This is a genomic window from Pseudochrobactrum sp. Wa41.01b-1 (genome assembly GCF_019464455.1).
Taxonomy (GTDB): domain Bacteria; phylum Pseudomonadota; class Alphaproteobacteria; order Rhizobiales; family Rhizobiaceae; genus Pseudochrobactrum; species Pseudochrobactrum saccharolyticum.
On sequence record NZ_CP080493.1, the window covers coordinates 1,809,968 to 1,827,500 of the forward strand.

Consider the following 17,533-nt stretch of genomic DNA (forward strand, 5'->3'; position numbering starts at 1 on the left):
ACAAGCGTCAGAACAAATGAAAGCCCGCCGGACTCTGTTCCGGCAGGCTGTAATAATGAATTTTAAAAGATCACGCTCGTTTTACAAGCCTCAGTATGACCAGCAAAATAACAGCACCGATAAATGCATTCACAATTGCGGCAATGACACCGCCGCCGATCGCGAAACCAAGACGCGGCAACAACCAGCCAGCCAGAAACGCGCCGATCACACCAACGACGAGATTTCCGAGCAAACCGAAACCACCACCGCGCACGACCTGCCCCGCGAGCCAGCCGGCGACGAGACCTACGATAAGAAAGACCAGTAAACTTTCTGCACCCATTATTATCTCCGATATTAATTGCTGCCTGTTTCAGAATTTACTGCATCCCGCTCATTATTCCGACAACAATGACCGGTCGCATCATCAGGATAACGCATTAAAGACCACATGGCTGCATAATAAAATCAATAAATATAACAGGATCAGAGCAGTGCCGGTAAAATCAGGAGCCGGTTTTTCATAAACACAAGGCACAGACATAAACAGACGATACAAAGCCTAACATTGCAAATTAACACTATTTTAAGAAACGCCTTATTTTCATCCTCAAAATCAGAGATACTGCCCTCCAAATATTCCGCTTGTTAAAATCGTGTAAATTTATACATTTGCTAAAGTACAAGCTCGCATGGGGGATACGCAGGTGGAAGCCAGATGGGATACCTCAGTCAGTAATCTTTTCGGATTGTCCGAAGCATCTTCATTATTTCAGGCTGTTTTACCGCGCTTTACAATCATGAACGGACAAAATGATCCTGTTCTTGATAATCTGGTTGCTCTGACTGCCAGACTCTGCGACGCACCGGTCGCGGCTATCAATCTCATTTCCCAAGAGCAGCAGATTTTTAAAGCCGTTTATGGCCTGACACTGAACGCCCCTCCTCCCGGACATAATTTTTGCCGCCAGACATTGCTCGCCGATGATATTTTTATCGTCAGCGATGCAAGCACAACGCCGCTCTTTGCCGGCGAACCATTTGTAACCGGTACCTCGCCTTACCGTTTTTATGCAGGAATAAAACTGGCCGGCCATGACGGCACCATTTTCGGCACGATGCTGATACTCGATAAAAAGCCGCGCCATTTATCTGCCGAGCAACTCAAGGACCTTCGCAGGCTGGCACAGATTGCCGGTTCGCATATGGAAATGCAGGCGCGCCATCACCGGCAGCAACACAAAGAGCAGCTGAACCAGCTTATTATCGATAATGCGCTGGACTACGCGATTATCACCACAACACTGAGCGGTCAGGTCACCAGCTGGAATGCAGGCGCGCGCAGATTATTCGGCTGGACAGAAGAGGAAGTGCTGAAATCTTCCGTCGATATCCTGTTCACACCGGAAGAGCGTGAGAAAAATGTACCGGAAATGCGCCGTGTCAGCGCCTTGCATCACAGGCAGGATGCGGTGGAGCGCTGGCATATGCGCAAAGATGGCAGCCGGTTCTGGGCAAGCGGCCAGCTTTTGCCGCTCTACGATCAGGACGGCCATATGCAGGGTTTTCTCAAAATCCTCATGGATCGCACATTCGTTCGCGAGCAGCAGGAGCGCCTGCGCGAACAGGAAGAAATGCTTCGTCTTTCTCAGGAGGCCGGCGGGATCGGGGCATTCGATATAAATCTGGTCAGCCGCACCATCACCGTCACCAACCAGATCCGGCAGATTTACGGCATTGCACCGGACACCAATATTACGATCGAGCTTTTTGAAAAGCTGATGTCGCCCCGCAATTGTGACGAGCATAAAACCGATGCGGCAAAATCCGGTTCTCTGGCTTTGCCCCGTTCCGGCTATAGCGAATATCTTATTCACCGGCTGGATAATAATGAACAGCGCTGGGTTGCGCTTTCAACGGAACTCATCAGCGACGATCAGGGCACTGTGGTGCGTATGCGCGGTATTGTACAGGATATTACTAACCGCAAACATGCAGAAGAACAGCAGGCTATGCTGACCGCAGAACTGGCCCATCGCAGTAAAAATATTCTCGCGGTTATTCAGGGCATTGCCAATCAGACATTGCGCAGTACGACCAGCGCGGAAGATGCAAGAACTGCCTTCGAAGCCCGTATCATGGCGCTAAGCAAAGCACAGGACGTGCTGACCCAAGGGGCAAAATCTGTCAGTGCCGAACTTGCGGATATTGTCACCAACAGCCTGTCCGTTCATGCCGGAACCGGTGAAAAACGCATAAATATCAGCGGCATTCCCGTTACGCTTGGGTCACGGCAGGCTTTATCCATGGTCATGGCTCTGCATGAGCTTGGCACCAATGCCGTCCAATATGGTGCGCTCTCAACACCTGACGGACATATCGAAATCAGCTGGCGTGTGGAAAACGGCCGTTTCCGGTTCTACTGGATAGAAAAGAACGGCCCGCAAGTGGAAAAGCCAGCGCGGCGCGGCTTCGGTTCCCGCCTGATTGAGCGTACCCTTGCCGCCAGTCTCGGCGGCTCTGCCGAGCTGCATTATTTATCGCAGGGGCTGGAGTTCAGGCTCGATGCTCCGGCCAATAATATGCGCTACGATCCGGCATAAAAACGCCGCTCTTTCGGACAAGATAGACGTCCGAAAGAGCGGCGTTTTTGTAAGAGATAAAATCTTAAACCAGATGTCTGAAAGCCTGAATGACTTCGTCATAAACAGGGCGCTTGAACGGAACGATCAGCTCCGGCAGCTCCATCATCGGTTTCCATGCCCACATATCAAATTCAGCATCATGTCCACCCGGTGGCGGGTTGATTGCAATCTCGCTTTCGTCACCCTCAAAGCGATAGGCAAACCAGCGCTGTGTCTGACCGCGATATTTGCCATTTAAGGCAATACCGATCAGATGTTCCGGCAGGTCATAATTGATCCAGTCCGGCGCTTCGGCCAAAAGGCTGACGCTGCGCATACCTGTTTCTTCATAGAGCTCGCGCAACGATGCCGTTGCCGGATCTTCACCGGCATCAATACCACCCTGCGGCATCTGCCAAAGCTGCGTTGCACCTTCCATCTCACCATTCGGCTCAATGATGCGGCGTCCTGCCCAGACTTTGCCTTCGCTGTTCAAAACCATAATGCCTACACAGGGGCGGTAAGGCAGCGATGCGGGGTCACGCTTTTCAGTCATGTTTTTCATTCCGTTTATCTATCACCAGAGACAAAAAACGCGGGGACTGCCCCGCGTTTTTCTGAAGTGTACAAGCTTATTGTTTATCAGGCTTTGGCAGATCTTTCTTAGGATCCGGCGGGAATGCCGCATTGGCCATTTCACCGCGCAGCAGCTTCAGAGCTTCGCCCAGCTGAATGTCGTCCTTTGGCTCCAGCGGCACATAGGCCGAAGAACCTGAACCACTGTCATCTTCCTCAGCGCCCTTGATATGGCCTTTCAGTCCGGCCTCACCTTTGGTCGTTACATCACGGCCCTTCAGCTCATCCGGCAACGGCTGTTCCACCTTGATATCCGGTGTAATGCCCTTGCCCTGAATCGACTTGCCCGATGGTGTATAATAGAGCGCTGTCGTCAGACGCAGCGAACCGTTTTCACCAAGCGGAATGATGGTCTGCACGGAGCCCTTACCGAAGGACTGTGTACCCAGAACCGTTGCACGGCGGTGATCCTGCAAGGCACCGGCCACAATTTCAGACGCACTGGCCGAGCCGCCATTGATCAGAACGATAACAGGTTTGCCTTTGGTCAGGTCGCCTGCGCGGGCATCAAAACGGGTAACATCCTGCGGGTCACGGCCACGGGTTGAAACAACCTCACCCTTATCAAGGAACGCATCCGATACAGACACAGCCTGATCAAGCAGACCACCCGGATTGAGACGCAGATCGAGCACATAGCCTTTGAGCTTGTTCTCAGGAATCTGTGACTGAATATCCTTGATCGCTTTTGTCAGATCGTCAGAAGTCTTCTCGGTGAAGGAAATCACACGCAGATAACCGACATCATTCTCAACGCGGTAACGAACTGCTTTGACCTTGATGATCGCGCGTTTGATCGACAGTTTGATCGGCTTGTCTGCCCCCTGACGGATCAGGGTCAGTTCAATCGCCTCATCAACCGGCCCGCGCATCTTGTCGACAGCATCATTCAGCGACAAGCCGCGCACTTCCGCGCCATTGATCTGCGTGATCAGGTCACCGGCGAGAACGCCGGCTTTCGATGCCGGTGTGTCATCAATCGGTGCAATGACCTTAACCAGATCATTTTCCATCGTCACTTCGATACCAAGACCGCCGAACTCACCCTTTGTCTGCACGCGCATATCCTGCGCGGCTTCAGGATTGAGATAGGAGGAATGCGGATCAAGCGAAGTCAACATACCGTTGATGGCGGTTTCTATCAGCTTCTTATCTTCCGGCGGCGTCACATATTGCTGGCGCACACGTTCAAAAATATCGCCGAAAATTGCGAGTTCTTTATAGGTATCATTACTGGCAGCATTTGCACTTGAAGCCGGAGCCCCCTGCACAGCAACCATCGCCGAAGCCCCCATCAAGGCACCTGCGAAAAGAAGCGACAGTTTACGTATCATCTTGTGTCCTTCCGGAATGCCTGTCGGTCCACCACGGGGTCGGATCGACGGATTTCCCATCTTTTCGAAATTCTATGTAAAGCATCGGTGAAGAATTACCACTCCCCAGTGAAGCAACACTGGTTAAAAGCTTATCTCCCATGGTTCCGACCGGCTCACCCGCCAGCACAAACCGGCCCTGCGCAACATTGATTCTGCTTAATCCTGCCATCACGATATGATATCCGCTGCCAACATCAAGGATTAAGAGTTGTCCGTAGGAACGAAAGGGCCCCGCATAAAGTACAACGCCATCAGAAGGTGACGTAATCGTGGCGTTTTGCGGCGTTTGCAGCATTTCTCCTGCGCGCGGGCGGCCAAAATCATCTTTCTGACCGAATTTTTGTACGATCTTACCACTGGCCGGTAGCACAAGCTGCCCGCGCAGAGATGCAAAATTCGCACGGGACACCAGTGAATTCTCGCCGGACTGTGCTGCGCGCTCCTGTCCGTCGGCCAGTCGCTGCTGCTCGGCATCGCGTGCGGCATCCGCCGCCGTGCGGACTTTATCCATCCGCTCCTGCAGTGAGGCAATCAGATCTTTCAGGCTGGTCGCTTTTCTAGCCAGTTCTGCGGCATGGGCACGCTCGGTCTGCAATTCTTCTTCAGACTGGCTGTAAAGCTTTTGCTTTTCTTCCAGCAGTAATTCCTGTTTCTGACGCTCTTCCAACTGCGCTGTGCGGCTGGCAATCAGCCGCTCCTGCTCATCTTTGATCGAAGCCTGCAAACGCTGCATCTCTTTCAGATCAGCCATCAGTTCCAGCGTCTGCGCGCGCATTTCCGGTACCACCGCACCGAGCAGCACGGCAGAACGCACGGAGGACAGCGCATCATCAGGGCGCACGAGAATGGCAGGTGGCGGGTTCAGCCCCATGCGCTGCAAAGCTGCCAGCACTTCCGCCAGCACTTTACGGCGGGAACGCAATGACAGCCGGATACCGTCTTCCTGCTCGCTGAGCGCAGTCAGTTTCTGCCCCGCGGCCTCAATATCTTCCGAGAGTTTCTTGTCTGTCTTGGCAGACTGGATCAATGCGGCAGTAATTGTTGACTGATCTTTTTTCAGTTCTGAAACGCTTGTTTCCAGCTGTTGCAGCTTTTCCTTGGAAAGCGCAATCTCGCTGTTGATAGCATCCAGACTGCCCGAGACTTTTTGATGCTGTTCTTCCAGCGGCACCAGCGGCGGAGCGGATGGTGCTGCCTCCTGCGCAAGAGCCGGAACCGGCAACAGCAGCAACAAACCGGCAGAAAACACGCATCTGACCTGTCCGGCACAAATGCGGCTCATCTTAAAAAGCCGGAAGAAAATGCTGCTGTTATTCATCAAAATTCGAATACTGATCCGTTGCGATCACTCAGTTATAGCGGTGAATCTATAACAAAGATTATCCGTGTCAAAATCCGTCTGTAAATGCTCTATTTATTTGTGATTACGCGTATCTTATCCAGAAACCGCTTCACACTTTTCGGGATACGCTCAAATTACACCCGATGATAGGGATGGCCGGAAAGAATAGTCACCGCACGGTATAATTGCTCGGCAATCAGAATACGTGCCAGCTGATGCGGCCAAGTCATCTTGCCCATCGCCAGCACCAAATCTGCCCGCGCCCGCAATTGCGGATCATGACCATCGGGCCCGCCGATCGCTAAAATCAGCTGCCTCTTGCCACCGTCGCGGATTTTACCCATTTGTTCGGCAAAAGCTTCAGAACCAAGTTCTTTACCGCGCTCATCCAGCAGGATCAGCGCTGCGCCATTATCCAGTGCTTCATAAACACGTGCAGCTTCATCGGTCTTACGCTGATCCGCATTGCCGCCCCTGCTTTCGGTAATCTCACTGACGCCGGTAAACTCAAATCCCAAGGCCGTTCCGGACTTGGAAAAACGGTCAAAGTATCGCTCGGCCAGTTCCCGTTCGGGACCGGCTTTCATTTTTCCAACCGCAAAAACTGTAACACGCATAATCAAAAAACCTCTGCCTGCCATAGCATGTCAGGCAGTTTGAGCAGCATGCCGTCACAATCCGGCATGCCTGATCTTACAAATCATCGTGCAAATTAATGCACTGACTTTTTACGCGGATTAAATTCATCCGCTTCCGGTGTGAGCCAGATTTTTTCGATATTATAGAACTCACGGACTTCCGGATGGAAAATGTGGATGATGATATCACCCGTATCAACCAGAACCCAGTCTGCTGCTTCAAGACCTTCGATCTGAACATCACGCACACCGATTTCTTTCAGCGCACGCAACATATGATCGGCCACAGCACCGACATGACGCTGGGAGCGACCGGAAGCGATCACCATATAATCGCCCAAAGCGGATTTACCGCGCAGATCAATGGAAATGATATCTTCTGCCTTGGAGTCATCAAGGCTTGCAAGCAGAACCTCTAAAGCATGAGACACAGTGGCTTCGCCGCTGACCTCAGCTGGTGAAGGCGTGGTAACACCCTTCTTTTCAATTGCTGTTCTCAATGAGTACCTTTCCGTAAAGAACAACGCCACACGGCAACTACTCCCCGTGTAACTATAAAAGTGGCAGAGTCCTGTGTCTGTTTCAAGACACGGGCTCATGGAAATTTGACAGGAAAAATAACCTGCTGATTTTGCGTCTTATTCTCTCATCTCTTGGCGGCGCAATTGCGTGGATGAAAGATCAGACTGCGGCCCGTGGATAAAAACCCATGCCGGAGCCGTCTGTGTTGCAAGTTTTGCAGCCTCTGTTTCAGGCAGACGTGCCGCCTCAAATTGCTGCGCCATCACGGAATCTTCCGCCGCCATATTCGAACCCGGCCGGTTGATGACAGCAATCGGATAGGTACGGGCAATCTCATCCCATTCCTGCCAGTGATGGAAATTCATCAGATTATCCGCGCCCATAATCCAGACCAGATGCTTGTCCGGATTATGTTTGCGCACCAGCGCCAGCGTATCTGCCGTATAACGCAGCTGATAACTGGCTTCAAATGCTGTCACATGAATACGCTTATCAGTGATAAGCTCTTCACTAAGCGCAATGCGCTTGGACAGCGGCGCCAGTTCATTCACATCTTTCAGCGGATTGCCGGGTGTCACCACCCACCAGACCTGATCCAGCCCCAGCCGTTCCAGTGCCAATTCTGCCACCAGAACATGGCCTGCATGAGGCGGATTGAAAGAACCGCCGAACAGACCGATTTTAGCACCAGCCGGTGCAACCGGCATGTGCAGATAGCCTTGCGCAACATCCTGAAACGCTTGCGGCACTGCGGTCTTGCCTGATTGATCTTTCACTGGTTTGGACATGCGTGTGTTTAAACCCGTGTCTGTCCGTTACCGCGAACACGGTATTTAAACGAAGTAAGCTGTTCCACACCAACCGGCCCGCGCGCATGCATTTTTCCTGTCGCGATACCGATTTCCGCTCCCATGCCAAACTCACCACCATCAGCGAATTGCGTTGAAGCATTGTGCAGCAAAATGGCTGAATCAATCTCGTTGAAGAACCGCTCAACCACGGCAGCATCTTCCGCAATCACAGCCTCTGTATGATGGGACGAATAGCGGTTGATATGCTGCAATGCACCATCAATCCCGTCAACCAGCGCCACGGAAATGATTGCATCCAGATATTCCGTTGACCAGTCTTCCGCAGTCGCCGGTTCAGCCTGAGAATATAGCGCGCATACTTCTGCATCACCACGGATCACACAACCGGCTTTTGCCAGTTCATCCAACACAGGTACCAAATGCGTCTCAGCCACTTTGTGATCAACCAGCAAAGTCTCTGCTGCGCCGCAAATACCAGTGCGGCGCATTTTGGCATTGAGAACGATCTTCTTTGCCATTTCCAGATCAGCGCTGGCATCAATATAAACATGGCACAGGCCTTCGAGATGCGCGAAAACCGGCACCCGCGCCTCTTCCTGCACACGGGCAACAAGGCTTTTGCCACCGCGTGGTACAATCACATCAATCGCACCGTTCAGACCTTTGAGCATTTCACCAACGGCGGCACGATCTGTCACCGGCACCATCTGAATAGCAGCTTCCGGCAGACCTGCGGCCTTCAAGCCTTCAGTCAATGCGGCATGAATTTCACGCGACGAATGCGCGGAATCCGAACCACCACGCAGGATCACCGCATTACCGGCTTTCAGGCACAGCGCACCGGCATCAGCTGTCACATTCGGACGGCTTTCATAAATCACGCCGATCACGCCAAGCGGCGTGCGTACGCGTTCAATATGCAGACCATTCGGGCGATCCCATTCGGTCATCACTTCACCGACCGGATCTCTCAAGGCCGCAATCGCACGAATACCGTCAGCCATCGCACGGATACGTGTTTCATCCAGTTTCAGTCGGTCAATGAAAGATGCGGCAGTGCCTGCAGCTTCCGCTGCTGCAACATCCAGCACATTGGCATTGAGGATCAGGTCTTTGCGACGCAGCAAAGCATCGGCCATAGCAATCAAAGCTGCATGTTTGCGCTCGGCACTGGCAATCGCCAGCGGGCCAGCAGCAGCACGCGCTTTGCGGCCAAGCTCTGCCATCAGTTCAGTAACTGCCAGAGTGTCCTGCTTATCCTGCATTGCACATTTCCCCTTCAGCGCTCGCTGCACCTTGTGTGCGGCTGCCACGGATCACCAGATCATTGCGGTGCACCATCGAAGAACGCGCGAAATAGCCGAGAATTTTCTCAATCTCACCGCTCTTATGACCGGCGATCTTCACGGCATCGGCAGCATCATAACCGGCCAGACCACGAGCAACCTCACGGCCTTCCAAGTTAAGAATGGAAACCGTATCGCCGCGCTGGAAATCACCGCGTACTTCCCGCACACCGGCAGGCAAAAGTGACTTACCGGATTTCAGCGCTTTCAAAGCACCATCATCAATCACCAATTGCCCTGCTGCATCGAGATGTCCGGAAATCCAGACTTTCCATGCATTAACCGGCGCATCGGACGCTTTGAACAAAGTTGACCGCTCACCACGATCAATCGCCGCCAGCGGGTTCATCCGCGTACCGGAGGTGATAATCATCGCAGTTCCGGCCGCATTGGCAATCTTACCGGCATCCAGCTTGGTCTTCATACCACCACGCGACAATTCAGATGCGGCGGCACCAGCCATAGCTTCAATATCCGGTGTAATGGCTTCCACGACCGGCAAAAACTGCGCATTCGGATCTTTATGCGGCGGCGCGGTATAAAGGCCGTCAATATCAGACAACAGAATGAGCAGATCAGCGCCGATCATTGTGGCAACACGTGCAGCTAAGCGATCATTATCGCCATAACGGATTTCATTGGTCGCTACCGTATCATTCTCATTGATAACCGGCACGGCCTTGAGTTTCAGCAGCGTTTCAATCGTTGCGCGGGCATTGAGATAGCGGCGGCGCTCTTCCGTATCAGACAATGTGAGCAGCACCTGCCCTGCCATAATCTGATGCGCACCCAGCACATCAGCATAGGCTTTCGCCAATGCAATCTGCCCTGCTGCCGCTGATGCCTGACTTTCCTCAAGTTTCAACGTACCTGACGGTAGTCCCAGAACCGTGCGCCCCAATGCAACCGCGCCAGAGGACACCACCAGCACTTCCACACCTTGCGCCTGCAAAGCCGCAATATCGGCAGCAATACTTGTCAACCAGTTCTGCTTCAGCCCCTGAGCACGATCAACCAGAAGCGCCGAGCCGATTTTGATAACAATACGACGATAATTCTTCAGCGCCCCGATCGTCATGATCTGCTCACTTACCTTTGTAATCCGACTTGGCTGTACCGTCCGCTTTCGCAGCTTCCTGATCCGCCTCTTCCGCACGGCTCTGATCAATGATACGTGCCAGTTCGCGCAGCGTTGTCTCAATACCTTCACGGCTCACAGCCGACAGCAACAACGGTTCACGGCCACACGCTTTTTTCAGCGCCTTCATCTTGTCTTTGCGCGCATCGGGATCAAGCGTATCGGCCTGTGACAATGCTACAATCTCAATCTTATCGGTCAGACCGTGACCATAAGCTTCCAGCTCGCCGCGGATCACCTTATAGGCCTTCGCCACATCTTCTTCCTGTGCCGAAACCAGATGTAGCAGCACACGGGTACGCTCCACATGGCCGAGGAAGCGGTCGCCGAGACCAATGCCTTCACTTGCACCTTCAATCAAACCCGGAATATCCGCGATCACGAATTCACGCGCATCCACACGGGCAACACCAAGATTTGGATGCAGCGTGGTGAAAGGATAATCAGCGATCTTCGGCTTGGCAGCAGTAACGCTGGCAAGGAAAGTCGATTTACCGGCATTTGGCAGACCAACGAGACCGGCATCAGCAATCAGCTTCAGGCGCAGCCACAAGGTGCGCTCAATACCTTCCAGACCCGGATTGGCACGACGCGGCGCCTGATTGGTCGAGGTTTTAAAATGCAGATTGCCAAAACCGCCATTACCGCCTTTGGCAAGACGGTAGCGCTGGCCAACAGTGGTCAGATCGCAGATCAGCGTTTCATTGTCTTCTTCAAAAATCTGCGTGCCAACCGGCACTTTGAGAATGACGTCATCGCCTTTACCGCCGGTCATGTTACGGCCCATGCCGTGCATACCGGTTTTCGCCCGGAAATGCTGCTGATAGCGATAGTCGATCAGTGTATTCAGACCATCCACGACCACAGCCCAGACGTCACCGCCGCGGCCGCCGTCACCGCCGTCAGGACCGCCGAATTCCAGAAATTTTTCGCGACGGAACGAAACCGCGCCAGCACCGCCATTTCCGGAGCGGATATAAATTTTTGTCTGGTCGAGGAACTTCATGTGCTTGCCTTTTCCGGCACAGGCCGGCTGTCGGATAGTCCGATATTAAGAGGTAATAAATTGCAGATATATGCGACCGCAATTTTAACTGAGATATTTAAACTGAGCCAATACAGCAAAAAACCGGACTTGAAAACCGCCGCCGCTGCAGTTGCAAACTATAGTTTCAGTGCAGACGCACACAAAGTGAGCAGCGGCTTTTGTCCTTATATCGCAGTGCAGAGCATTATTGCCCTGCACCACGCAATTCCAGCCATTGCTGACGGGTCATGATATAGCACTCAACCGGCACATCTCCGTCAACAACAGAATGACCAATGGCAGAGCCCGTATGCCTGAAACCGCATTTCTCAATCACACGCTTTGAGCCTTCATTGCGGCTTTGCGCACTGATATAAATCTGCTCCAGCGACAATTCACGGAACGACAAATCGATCAAAGCCGTTGCGGCTTCTGTGGCATAGCCTTTGCCCCAGTAAGGCTCACCCAGCCAATAGCCGATCTCATAGCCAGGGCCATATTTATGATCGTGCAATGTAAGGCTGCCAATAAACTCGCCCGTATCGGCAAGTGTAATCGCATAAACAAATTGCCCGATCGCACCGGACGCTGCAAGCTTGATAAAATCAACCGCATGTTCGCGCGAATATGGATAAGGCAACCGCGCCAGCATACGCGCCACATTAATATTGTTTGCTAATGCAGCGATCGCATCAATATCTTCTTCATGCGGCGGGCGCAGCACAAGACGCTCTGTGAGCTGCACTGGGGAATCCCGCAAAGTCACTTTCGCACCATAGGCTCCTGTCAGCCCCGCACCTCTGAGATCATCATCCGTCGCCAGCGCAGCCTGTCTGCTTTCGCTTCTTAATTCTGTTCCGCTCTGCAATTTTGTCATTGTTGCTTTCAGGCCTGCCGGCCATCCTCCGGGAAAAATAAAAGGGGAGACGGTTTCCCGTCTCCCCTTCAATATTTTGTCCGTAAAGAGGCTTCATATATCGGGTTCAACAGGAACACCGGTATATGAATGGAGCACCGGTTACTCCGCAGCTTCAGCCATCGGGTTCACGGATACAAAGGTTCGGCCGTTTGCTTTTGTCTTGAAAGACACAACGCCGTCAGCCTTTGCGAACAGGGTATGATCTTTACCCATGCCGACATTTGCACCCGGATGCCACTGAGTACCGCGCTGGCGAACAATGATGTTGCCTGCGATAACAGCTTCGCTACCGAATTTTTTCACGCCAAGGCGTTTCGACTCTGAATCGCGACCGTTACGCGATGAACCGCCAGCTTTCTTATGTGCCATCGGTATTCTCCTTTAATTCGTTGATTACTCAGCAGCTTCAGCTTTTGGCGCAGCCTTTTTCGGCGCGGCCTTTGCTTTAGCGGATGGCTTTGCGCCACCGGTGAGGATTTCCGAAATGCGGATTGTCGTCAGTTCCTGACGATGACCGCGTGTACGCTTGGAGTTCTGACGGCGACGCTTCTTGAACGCGATAACTTTTTTCGCACGGCCCTGTTCAACTACTTCCGCAGTTACAACAGCACCTTCAACGCGCGGAGCACCAACAGTGGCGTTTTCACCTTCGCCAACGATCAGAACTTCTGCAAATTCTACAACATCACCGGCTTCACCGGCAACTTTTTCAACTTTAAGCACATCATTGGCGGCAACGCGATACTGCTTACCACCTGTCTTAATGACTGCGAACATTTGTTTTCCTTTCGGGTCGTTCGTTTCCGGTTCTCCCGCCAAGCAGGGACCGTCTTCTTGTCAGTCGTGACAGTTTGATTATTTATCTTAGCAAAAACATCAGTTTAAGGTCTGATAAACACACAACAAAAGTCAAAGGGGATTCTCATCCTCCTGCGACGTGGCCGCATATAGTGGCAAAAACACCGCCGCGTCAAGGTTTTTCAGACCATAAAGCACATTATCTGCGAAATTATGGTGAGTTCTGAACGATTAGCACTTGTCTAAATCCGCTGTCCGCGTTATGAGCGCGACACACATTCAGCAAATCGCATGATTTGATATGAAAACAGATTGTTTAGTCTGAAACTTTCATATGATGACACAGCGGAGAGGTGGCTGAGTGGTTGAAAGTACCGCACTCGAAATGCGGCGTGGGGGCAACTCCATCGTGGGTTCGAATCCCACCCTCTCCGCCAGTTATTTCTATTAAATCAAATAATTATTGAATGATAATTCACTTTAATTGGCTTGACTTACACTATCTTCCGGCCATTATCAGTCAGAAACCACATTAGCAGTGCGAAGAAGGTCACACTGAAATACGGACTGCGCAGTTACCCATATTCGGATTATAACAACGATAAGTGGCCTTTCCTGCCGCTTTGGCCGCATATAAAGCCGTATCTGCATTCACAAAGACGTCTTGTGCTGAATCACCGGCTACTCTTGCGATACCAATTGATGCTCCGAGCTTCAGGAATTGCTTCTCGAATATGAACGGCTCGCTCAGACAATCAATAATCCGCTGTGCAAATTTTTGAACAGCTTTTATGTCCTGAATTTCACTAGTGATAATGGCAAACTCATCACCACCAATTCTGAATATCTCTTTATAAGAGTGATTAATCGATTTTAGTCGATTACTTATTTCTTTCAAACATTCATCACCTGCGATGTGGCCATATTCATCATTGATCGGCTTGAACCCATCCAAGTCAATTAACAACAGATATCCATGTCCGCTAGCTACTTGATCTCCTTGAATGGCAGATGATAGTTTCACAAGGAATTGGCTTTTGTTCGCTAAACCAGTCATCTGATCATATTCCGCAAGATACATCATATGATCAAATGACAGTTTTTGATCAGTGATATCTTGTTTCATGCCAAAAATCCGAACAGGTATGTCGTTCTGACACTCAATTGATGCCGTAATACGTATCCAGCGGCTCTTACCGCCAAAAGTTATTATTTCAGCTTCCAATGTAAAACCGCTACGCGCAGCAATTGCATCTGAACGTCGCTTCACAAGCTCCGCACGAGAGACTTCAGTATAACAAGCCAAGGTATGAGACCTATCAAGTCGAGTTCCTCGCGGCAATTCAAACAGATCATAGGTATAATCAGACCAAGTCAATTCCTCAGTAGGTAATGCGCACTCCCAAATACCTATTTGTGCAACGATAGAAGACTGACCATATATCTTTTTGTAGTGTGAAAATGTTTGAGCTTGCTCTTTTATAAGCTTCTCTTTTTCAGCCAACTCTTGCTTTAAACGCTTGATTTCTTTCTGAAGTTGGCTCGGCATAAAAAGTCCTACTGCTTGTTACAGCTGAAATTATAAATAATCATAACTTCTAAATTATTAAACTTCCAAAAACATACTTCAGCATGAACCTTTCTAGGTCACGCAATACAAAGGCATGTGAAGTAAGTTACCGTGAATCGGTGACATTGCGAAGAAGAGCACGACACGTAAATAGATGACATTAACGTGCCTATAGCGGCAGAAGAAGTTTTACCTTTGTTTCCTTCGATCGCTGGTCCTGCTCCATCAAGCATAAAGTGGTAGATTATTACCATTTTATGCGTTCAAAACATTCAAGCGGAACATTGCTCATGCCGGTATGTTTTTATTCAGGCTGTATTCGGACGCCTATTGGTGAGCTGACCGTTATTGTGAATGATCAGGGCGCGGTTATGCGCCTTGATTTTGAGAATGACAGCCGCGTTCATCCGGCCAATACACAAATCCCTGTTACGCGGCATGATGATGCGGCTGTGCGCCATGTCGCTGAACAGATACACGAGTATTTCGCAAAGGAGAGACGTCATTTTGATCTTACACTAGCACCGCTTGGCACGCCTTTTCTGAAGGCTGCCTGGCAGGAGCTTGCAAAAGTGCCTTATGGTACAGTCGTTACCTATGGTGAACTTGCAGAACGTGCCGGTCATCGTGGTTCTGCGCGTGCCTTTGGCCGTGTGAATGCGATTAATCCGATTTCGATTATTGTTCCCTGCCACCGCGTTATCGGCGCCAATGGCAAGCTGACAGGCTTTAGCGGCGGCCTAGCCAAGAAAGAAGCACTGTTGCGTCTGGAAGGCAGTCTTTATCAGGAACGCTTACTCTGACAGCGTAAGTAGCAGTTTATAGCTTTCCCTCCGTCGCTTAAACGTGTGGGGTTGAGGGCTTTATAGCAGTTGCTTGTTTATCGGCTTTAGACCGACGGGACTGCCTTTATAGTTTTGCTTGGTTTGCAGAACTATTGAATTTCGAATGTATTTTATTGGGAGATCTTGGTTGGGCGCAGGATTTGTGATTTTGTCTCCCGCTTTGTCGGCTTTGCCTCCTTGCGGGCCTCTGACTAGGCTTAAAATCTACGACCCGTTACAAAAAAAATCCCGCTCAAAGAGCGGGCTGTTTATTTGGTTGCGGGGGCAGGATTTGAACCTGCGGCCTTCAGGTTATGAGCCTGACGAGCTACCGGGCTGCTCCACCCCGCGTCAAAGATTTTCGGGTTTTGAGCCCGGGAGCGAAGTCAGGCGTAGCCTGATGAGGTGAGGCCGTATAGCAATCGATTGATTATCGATTGTAGGCCGAACGGGCGCTCCACCCTAGATATATGATCGCTTAAGATTTGCTTTGAAGATTGTCTTATCGGTAAGCGATTGATTTGCGCGTTTAGCGCTGAATGTTTGAGAAGATGTTTTTGTTTTCTGTGCCATTTGCAGACCTGGCAGCGACCTACTCTCCCGTGTCTTAAGACAAAGTACCATTGGCGCTGGAGCGTTTCACGGCCGAGTTCGGAATGGGATCGGGTGCAGCCGCTCCGCCATAACCACCAGGTCAGCAAAGGGCACAGAAACAAATAAGAAGCTGGATTTTTCGTGCACTGCGTAATTAGCGCAGTTCCGTCTCTAAGCACGCGACTGCGTGCCGGCCGTTAGGCCGCCCTCTCGGAGCCATTCACGAAGTGAATAGGGCGTGAGAGAGAAGAAACTATCAAACTCATCCATTGGATGAGCTTGATGGATATTGATAATGAGAACAATCAAGTCGATCGAGCTATTAGTACCGGTCAGCTGCATGCATTACTGCACTTCCACATCCGGCCTATCAACGTGGTGGTCTTCCACGGCTCTGATAGGGAATACTCGTTTTAAGGTTAGTTTCCCGCTTAGATGCCTTCAGCGGTTATCTAGTCCGTATATAGCTACTCTGCTATGCCGTTGGCACGACAACAGATCCACCAGAGATACGTCCATCCCGGTCCTCTCGTACTAGGGACAGATCCTTTCAATATTCCTACACCCACGGCAGATAGGGACCGAACTGTCTCACGACGTTCTGAACCCAACTCACGTACCGCTTTAAATGGCGAACAGCCATACCCTTGGGACCTGCTCCAGCCCCAGGATGCGATGAGTCGACATCGAGGTGCCAAACAACCCCGTCGATATGGACTCTTGGGGGTCATCAGCCTGTTATCCCCGGCGTACCTTTTATCCGTTGAGCGATGGCCCTTCCACACGGGACCACCGGATCACTATGACCGACTTTCGTCTCTGCTCGACTTGTCTGTCTTGCAGTCAGGCGGGCTTATGCCATTGCACTCGACGAACGATTTCCGACCGTTCTGAGCCCACCATCGCGCGCCTCCGTTACTCTTTAGGAGGCGACCGCCCCAGTCAAACTACCCACCATACACGGTCCTGGACCCGGATATACGGGTCGCAGTTAGACATCTATGACGATAAGGGTGGTATTTCAAGGATGACTCCACGAAGGCTGGCGCCTCCGCTTCAAAGTCTACCACCTATCCTACACATGTCGCCACAAATGCCAGTGTAAAGCTATAGTAAAGGTGCACGGGGTCTTTCCGTCTAACCGCAGGAACCCCGCATCTTCACGGGGAATTCAATTTCACTGAGTCTGCGTTGGAGACAGCGGGGAAGTCGTTACGCCATTCGTGCAGGTCGGAACTTACCCGACAAGGAATTTCGCTACCTTAGGACCGTTATAGTTACGGCCGCCGTTTACTGGGGCTTCAATTCAAGGCTTGCACCTCTCCTCTTAACCTTCCAGCACCGGGCAGGCGTCAGACCCTATACGTCGTCTTGCGACTTCGCAG

General features: G+C 51.3%; 16 protein-coding genes, 2 tRNA genes and 2 rRNA genes (1 of these 20 only partly in view). 3 read left to right on the plus strand and 17 right to left on the minus strand.

What is annotated here, in order from left to right; genetic code table 11:
• Window positions 1-70 precede the first annotated feature (70 nt).
• Entirely contained in the window at window positions 71-325 is a 255-nt protein-coding gene (locus K1X45_RS08450; protein WP_022709794.1) for a GlsB/YeaQ/YmgE family stress response membrane protein, read from the minus strand.
• A gap of 349 nt (window positions 326-674) precedes the next feature.
• Here K1X45_RS08450 and K1X45_RS08455 point away from each other — a divergent pair, with 349 nt between their 5' ends.
• The gene (locus K1X45_RS08455) at window positions 675-2,585 is read left to right on the plus strand and encodes a PAS domain S-box protein (RefSeq protein ID WP_220158560.1); all 1,911 of its coding nucleotides are present in this window, start codon (window positions 675-677) and stop codon (window positions 2,583-2,585) included.
• Between the two features lie 64 nt (window positions 2,586-2,649).
• On the opposite strand, the gene K1X45_RS08460 is transcribed toward K1X45_RS08455, so the two are convergent.
• The 12 genes from K1X45_RS08460 to rplU all read right to left on the minus strand — a co-directional run bounded on the left by K1X45_RS08460 (window position 2,650) and on the right by rplU (window position 13,139).
• On the minus strand, window positions 2,650-3,162 hold the full coding sequence (locus K1X45_RS08460) for an RNA pyrophosphohydrolase (RefSeq protein ID WP_075657236.1): 513 nt from the start codon (window positions 3,160-3,162) through the stop codon (window positions 2,650-2,652).
• A 76-nt stretch (window positions 3,163-3,238) separates the two neighbouring features.
• Window positions 3,239-4,576, minus strand: a complete 1,338-nt coding sequence (locus K1X45_RS08465; RefSeq protein WP_022712243.1) for a S41 family peptidase — start codon at window positions 4,574-4,576, stop codon at window positions 3,239-3,241.
• Complete coding sequence (locus tag K1X45_RS08470; RefSeq protein ID WP_220158561.1) at window positions 4,566-5,936, minus strand: murein hydrolase activator EnvC; 1,371 nt, start codon at window positions 5,934-5,936, stop codon at window positions 4,566-4,568. The genes K1X45_RS08465 and K1X45_RS08470 overlap by 11 nt, the downstream gene beginning before the upstream one ends.
• Before the next feature lie 158 nt (window positions 5,937-6,094).
• Entirely contained in the window at window positions 6,095-6,577 is a 483-nt protein-coding gene (rlmH, locus tag K1X45_RS08475; RefSeq protein WP_075657351.1) for a 23S rRNA (pseudouridine(1915)-N(3))-methyltransferase RlmH, read from the minus strand.
• Between the two features lie 95 nt (window positions 6,578-6,672).
• Complete coding sequence (rsfS, locus tag K1X45_RS08480; RefSeq protein ID WP_028233940.1) at window positions 6,673-7,098, minus strand: ribosome silencing factor; 426 nt, start codon at window positions 7,096-7,098, stop codon at window positions 6,673-6,675.
• A gap of 138 nt (window positions 7,099-7,236) precedes the next feature.
• Entirely contained in the window at window positions 7,237-7,896 is a 660-nt protein-coding gene (locus K1X45_RS08485; RefSeq protein ID WP_370627111.1) for a nicotinate-nucleotide adenylyltransferase, read from the minus strand.
• Window positions 7,897-7,916: 20 nt separating this feature from the next.
• Window positions 7,917-9,197: a glutamate-5-semialdehyde dehydrogenase gene (locus K1X45_RS08490; RefSeq protein WP_220158562.1), complete on the minus strand. Its 1,281-nt coding sequence runs from the start codon at window positions 9,195-9,197 to the stop codon at window positions 7,917-7,919.
• On the minus strand, window positions 9,187-10,356 hold the full coding sequence (gene proB / locus K1X45_RS08495) for a glutamate 5-kinase (RefSeq protein WP_220158563.1): 1,170 nt from the start codon (window positions 10,354-10,356) through the stop codon (window positions 9,187-9,189). Before proB ends, K1X45_RS08490 begins: the two co-directional genes overlap by 11 nt.
• Before the next feature lie 7 nt (window positions 10,357-10,363).
• Window positions 10,364-11,422, minus strand: coding sequence for a GTPase ObgE (gene obgE / locus K1X45_RS08500; protein WP_220158564.1), 1,059 nt, complete (start codon window positions 11,420-11,422; stop codon window positions 10,364-10,366).
• A gap of 226 nt (window positions 11,423-11,648) precedes the next feature.
• Window positions 11,649-12,320, minus strand: coding sequence for a GNAT family N-acetyltransferase (locus tag K1X45_RS08505; protein WP_220158565.1), 672 nt, complete (start codon window positions 12,318-12,320; stop codon window positions 11,649-11,651).
• Window positions 12,321-12,461: 141 nt separating this feature from the next.
• Window positions 12,462-12,731, minus strand: a complete 270-nt coding sequence (gene rpmA / locus K1X45_RS08510; RefSeq protein ID WP_022712235.1) for a 50S ribosomal protein L27 — start codon at window positions 12,729-12,731, stop codon at window positions 12,462-12,464.
• A 24-nt stretch (window positions 12,732-12,755) separates the two neighbouring features.
• Entirely contained in the window at window positions 12,756-13,139 is a 384-nt protein-coding gene (rplU, locus tag K1X45_RS08515; RefSeq protein ID WP_022712234.1) for a 50S ribosomal protein L21, read from the minus strand.
• A 368-nt stretch (window positions 13,140-13,507) separates the two neighbouring features.
• On the opposite strand from rplU, the gene K1X45_RS08520 reads away from it, so the two are divergent.
• Window positions 13,508-13,597, plus strand: a tRNA-Ser gene (locus tag K1X45_RS08520).
• Between the two features lie 113 nt (window positions 13,598-13,710).
• On the opposite strand, the gene K1X45_RS08525 is transcribed toward K1X45_RS08520, so the two are convergent.
• On the minus strand, window positions 13,711-14,709 hold the full coding sequence (locus tag K1X45_RS08525; protein WP_213599222.1) for a diguanylate cyclase domain-containing protein: 999 nt from the start codon (window positions 14,707-14,709) through the stop codon (window positions 13,711-13,713).
• Window positions 14,710-15,020: 311 nt separating this feature from the next.
• Between K1X45_RS08525 and K1X45_RS08530 the strand changes: the two genes are divergently transcribed.
• On the plus strand, window positions 15,021-15,533 hold the full coding sequence (locus K1X45_RS08530) for a methylated-DNA--[protein]-cysteine S-methyltransferase (protein WP_220158566.1): 513 nt from the start codon (window positions 15,021-15,023) through the stop codon (window positions 15,531-15,533).
• A gap of 295 nt (window positions 15,534-15,828) precedes the next feature.
• Here K1X45_RS08530 and K1X45_RS08535 read toward each other — a convergent pair.
• From K1X45_RS08535 to K1X45_RS08545, 3 genes are all read right to left on the minus strand, one after another.
• Window positions 15,829-15,905 (minus strand) — tRNA-Met (locus K1X45_RS08535).
• A 228-nt stretch (window positions 15,906-16,133) separates the two neighbouring features.
• Window positions 16,134-16,248 (minus strand): 5S ribosomal RNA (gene rrf / locus K1X45_RS08540).
• A gap of 201 nt (window positions 16,249-16,449) precedes the next feature.
• Window positions 16,450-17,533, minus strand: a 23S ribosomal RNA gene (locus tag K1X45_RS08545); it runs 1,724 nt beyond the window's last position.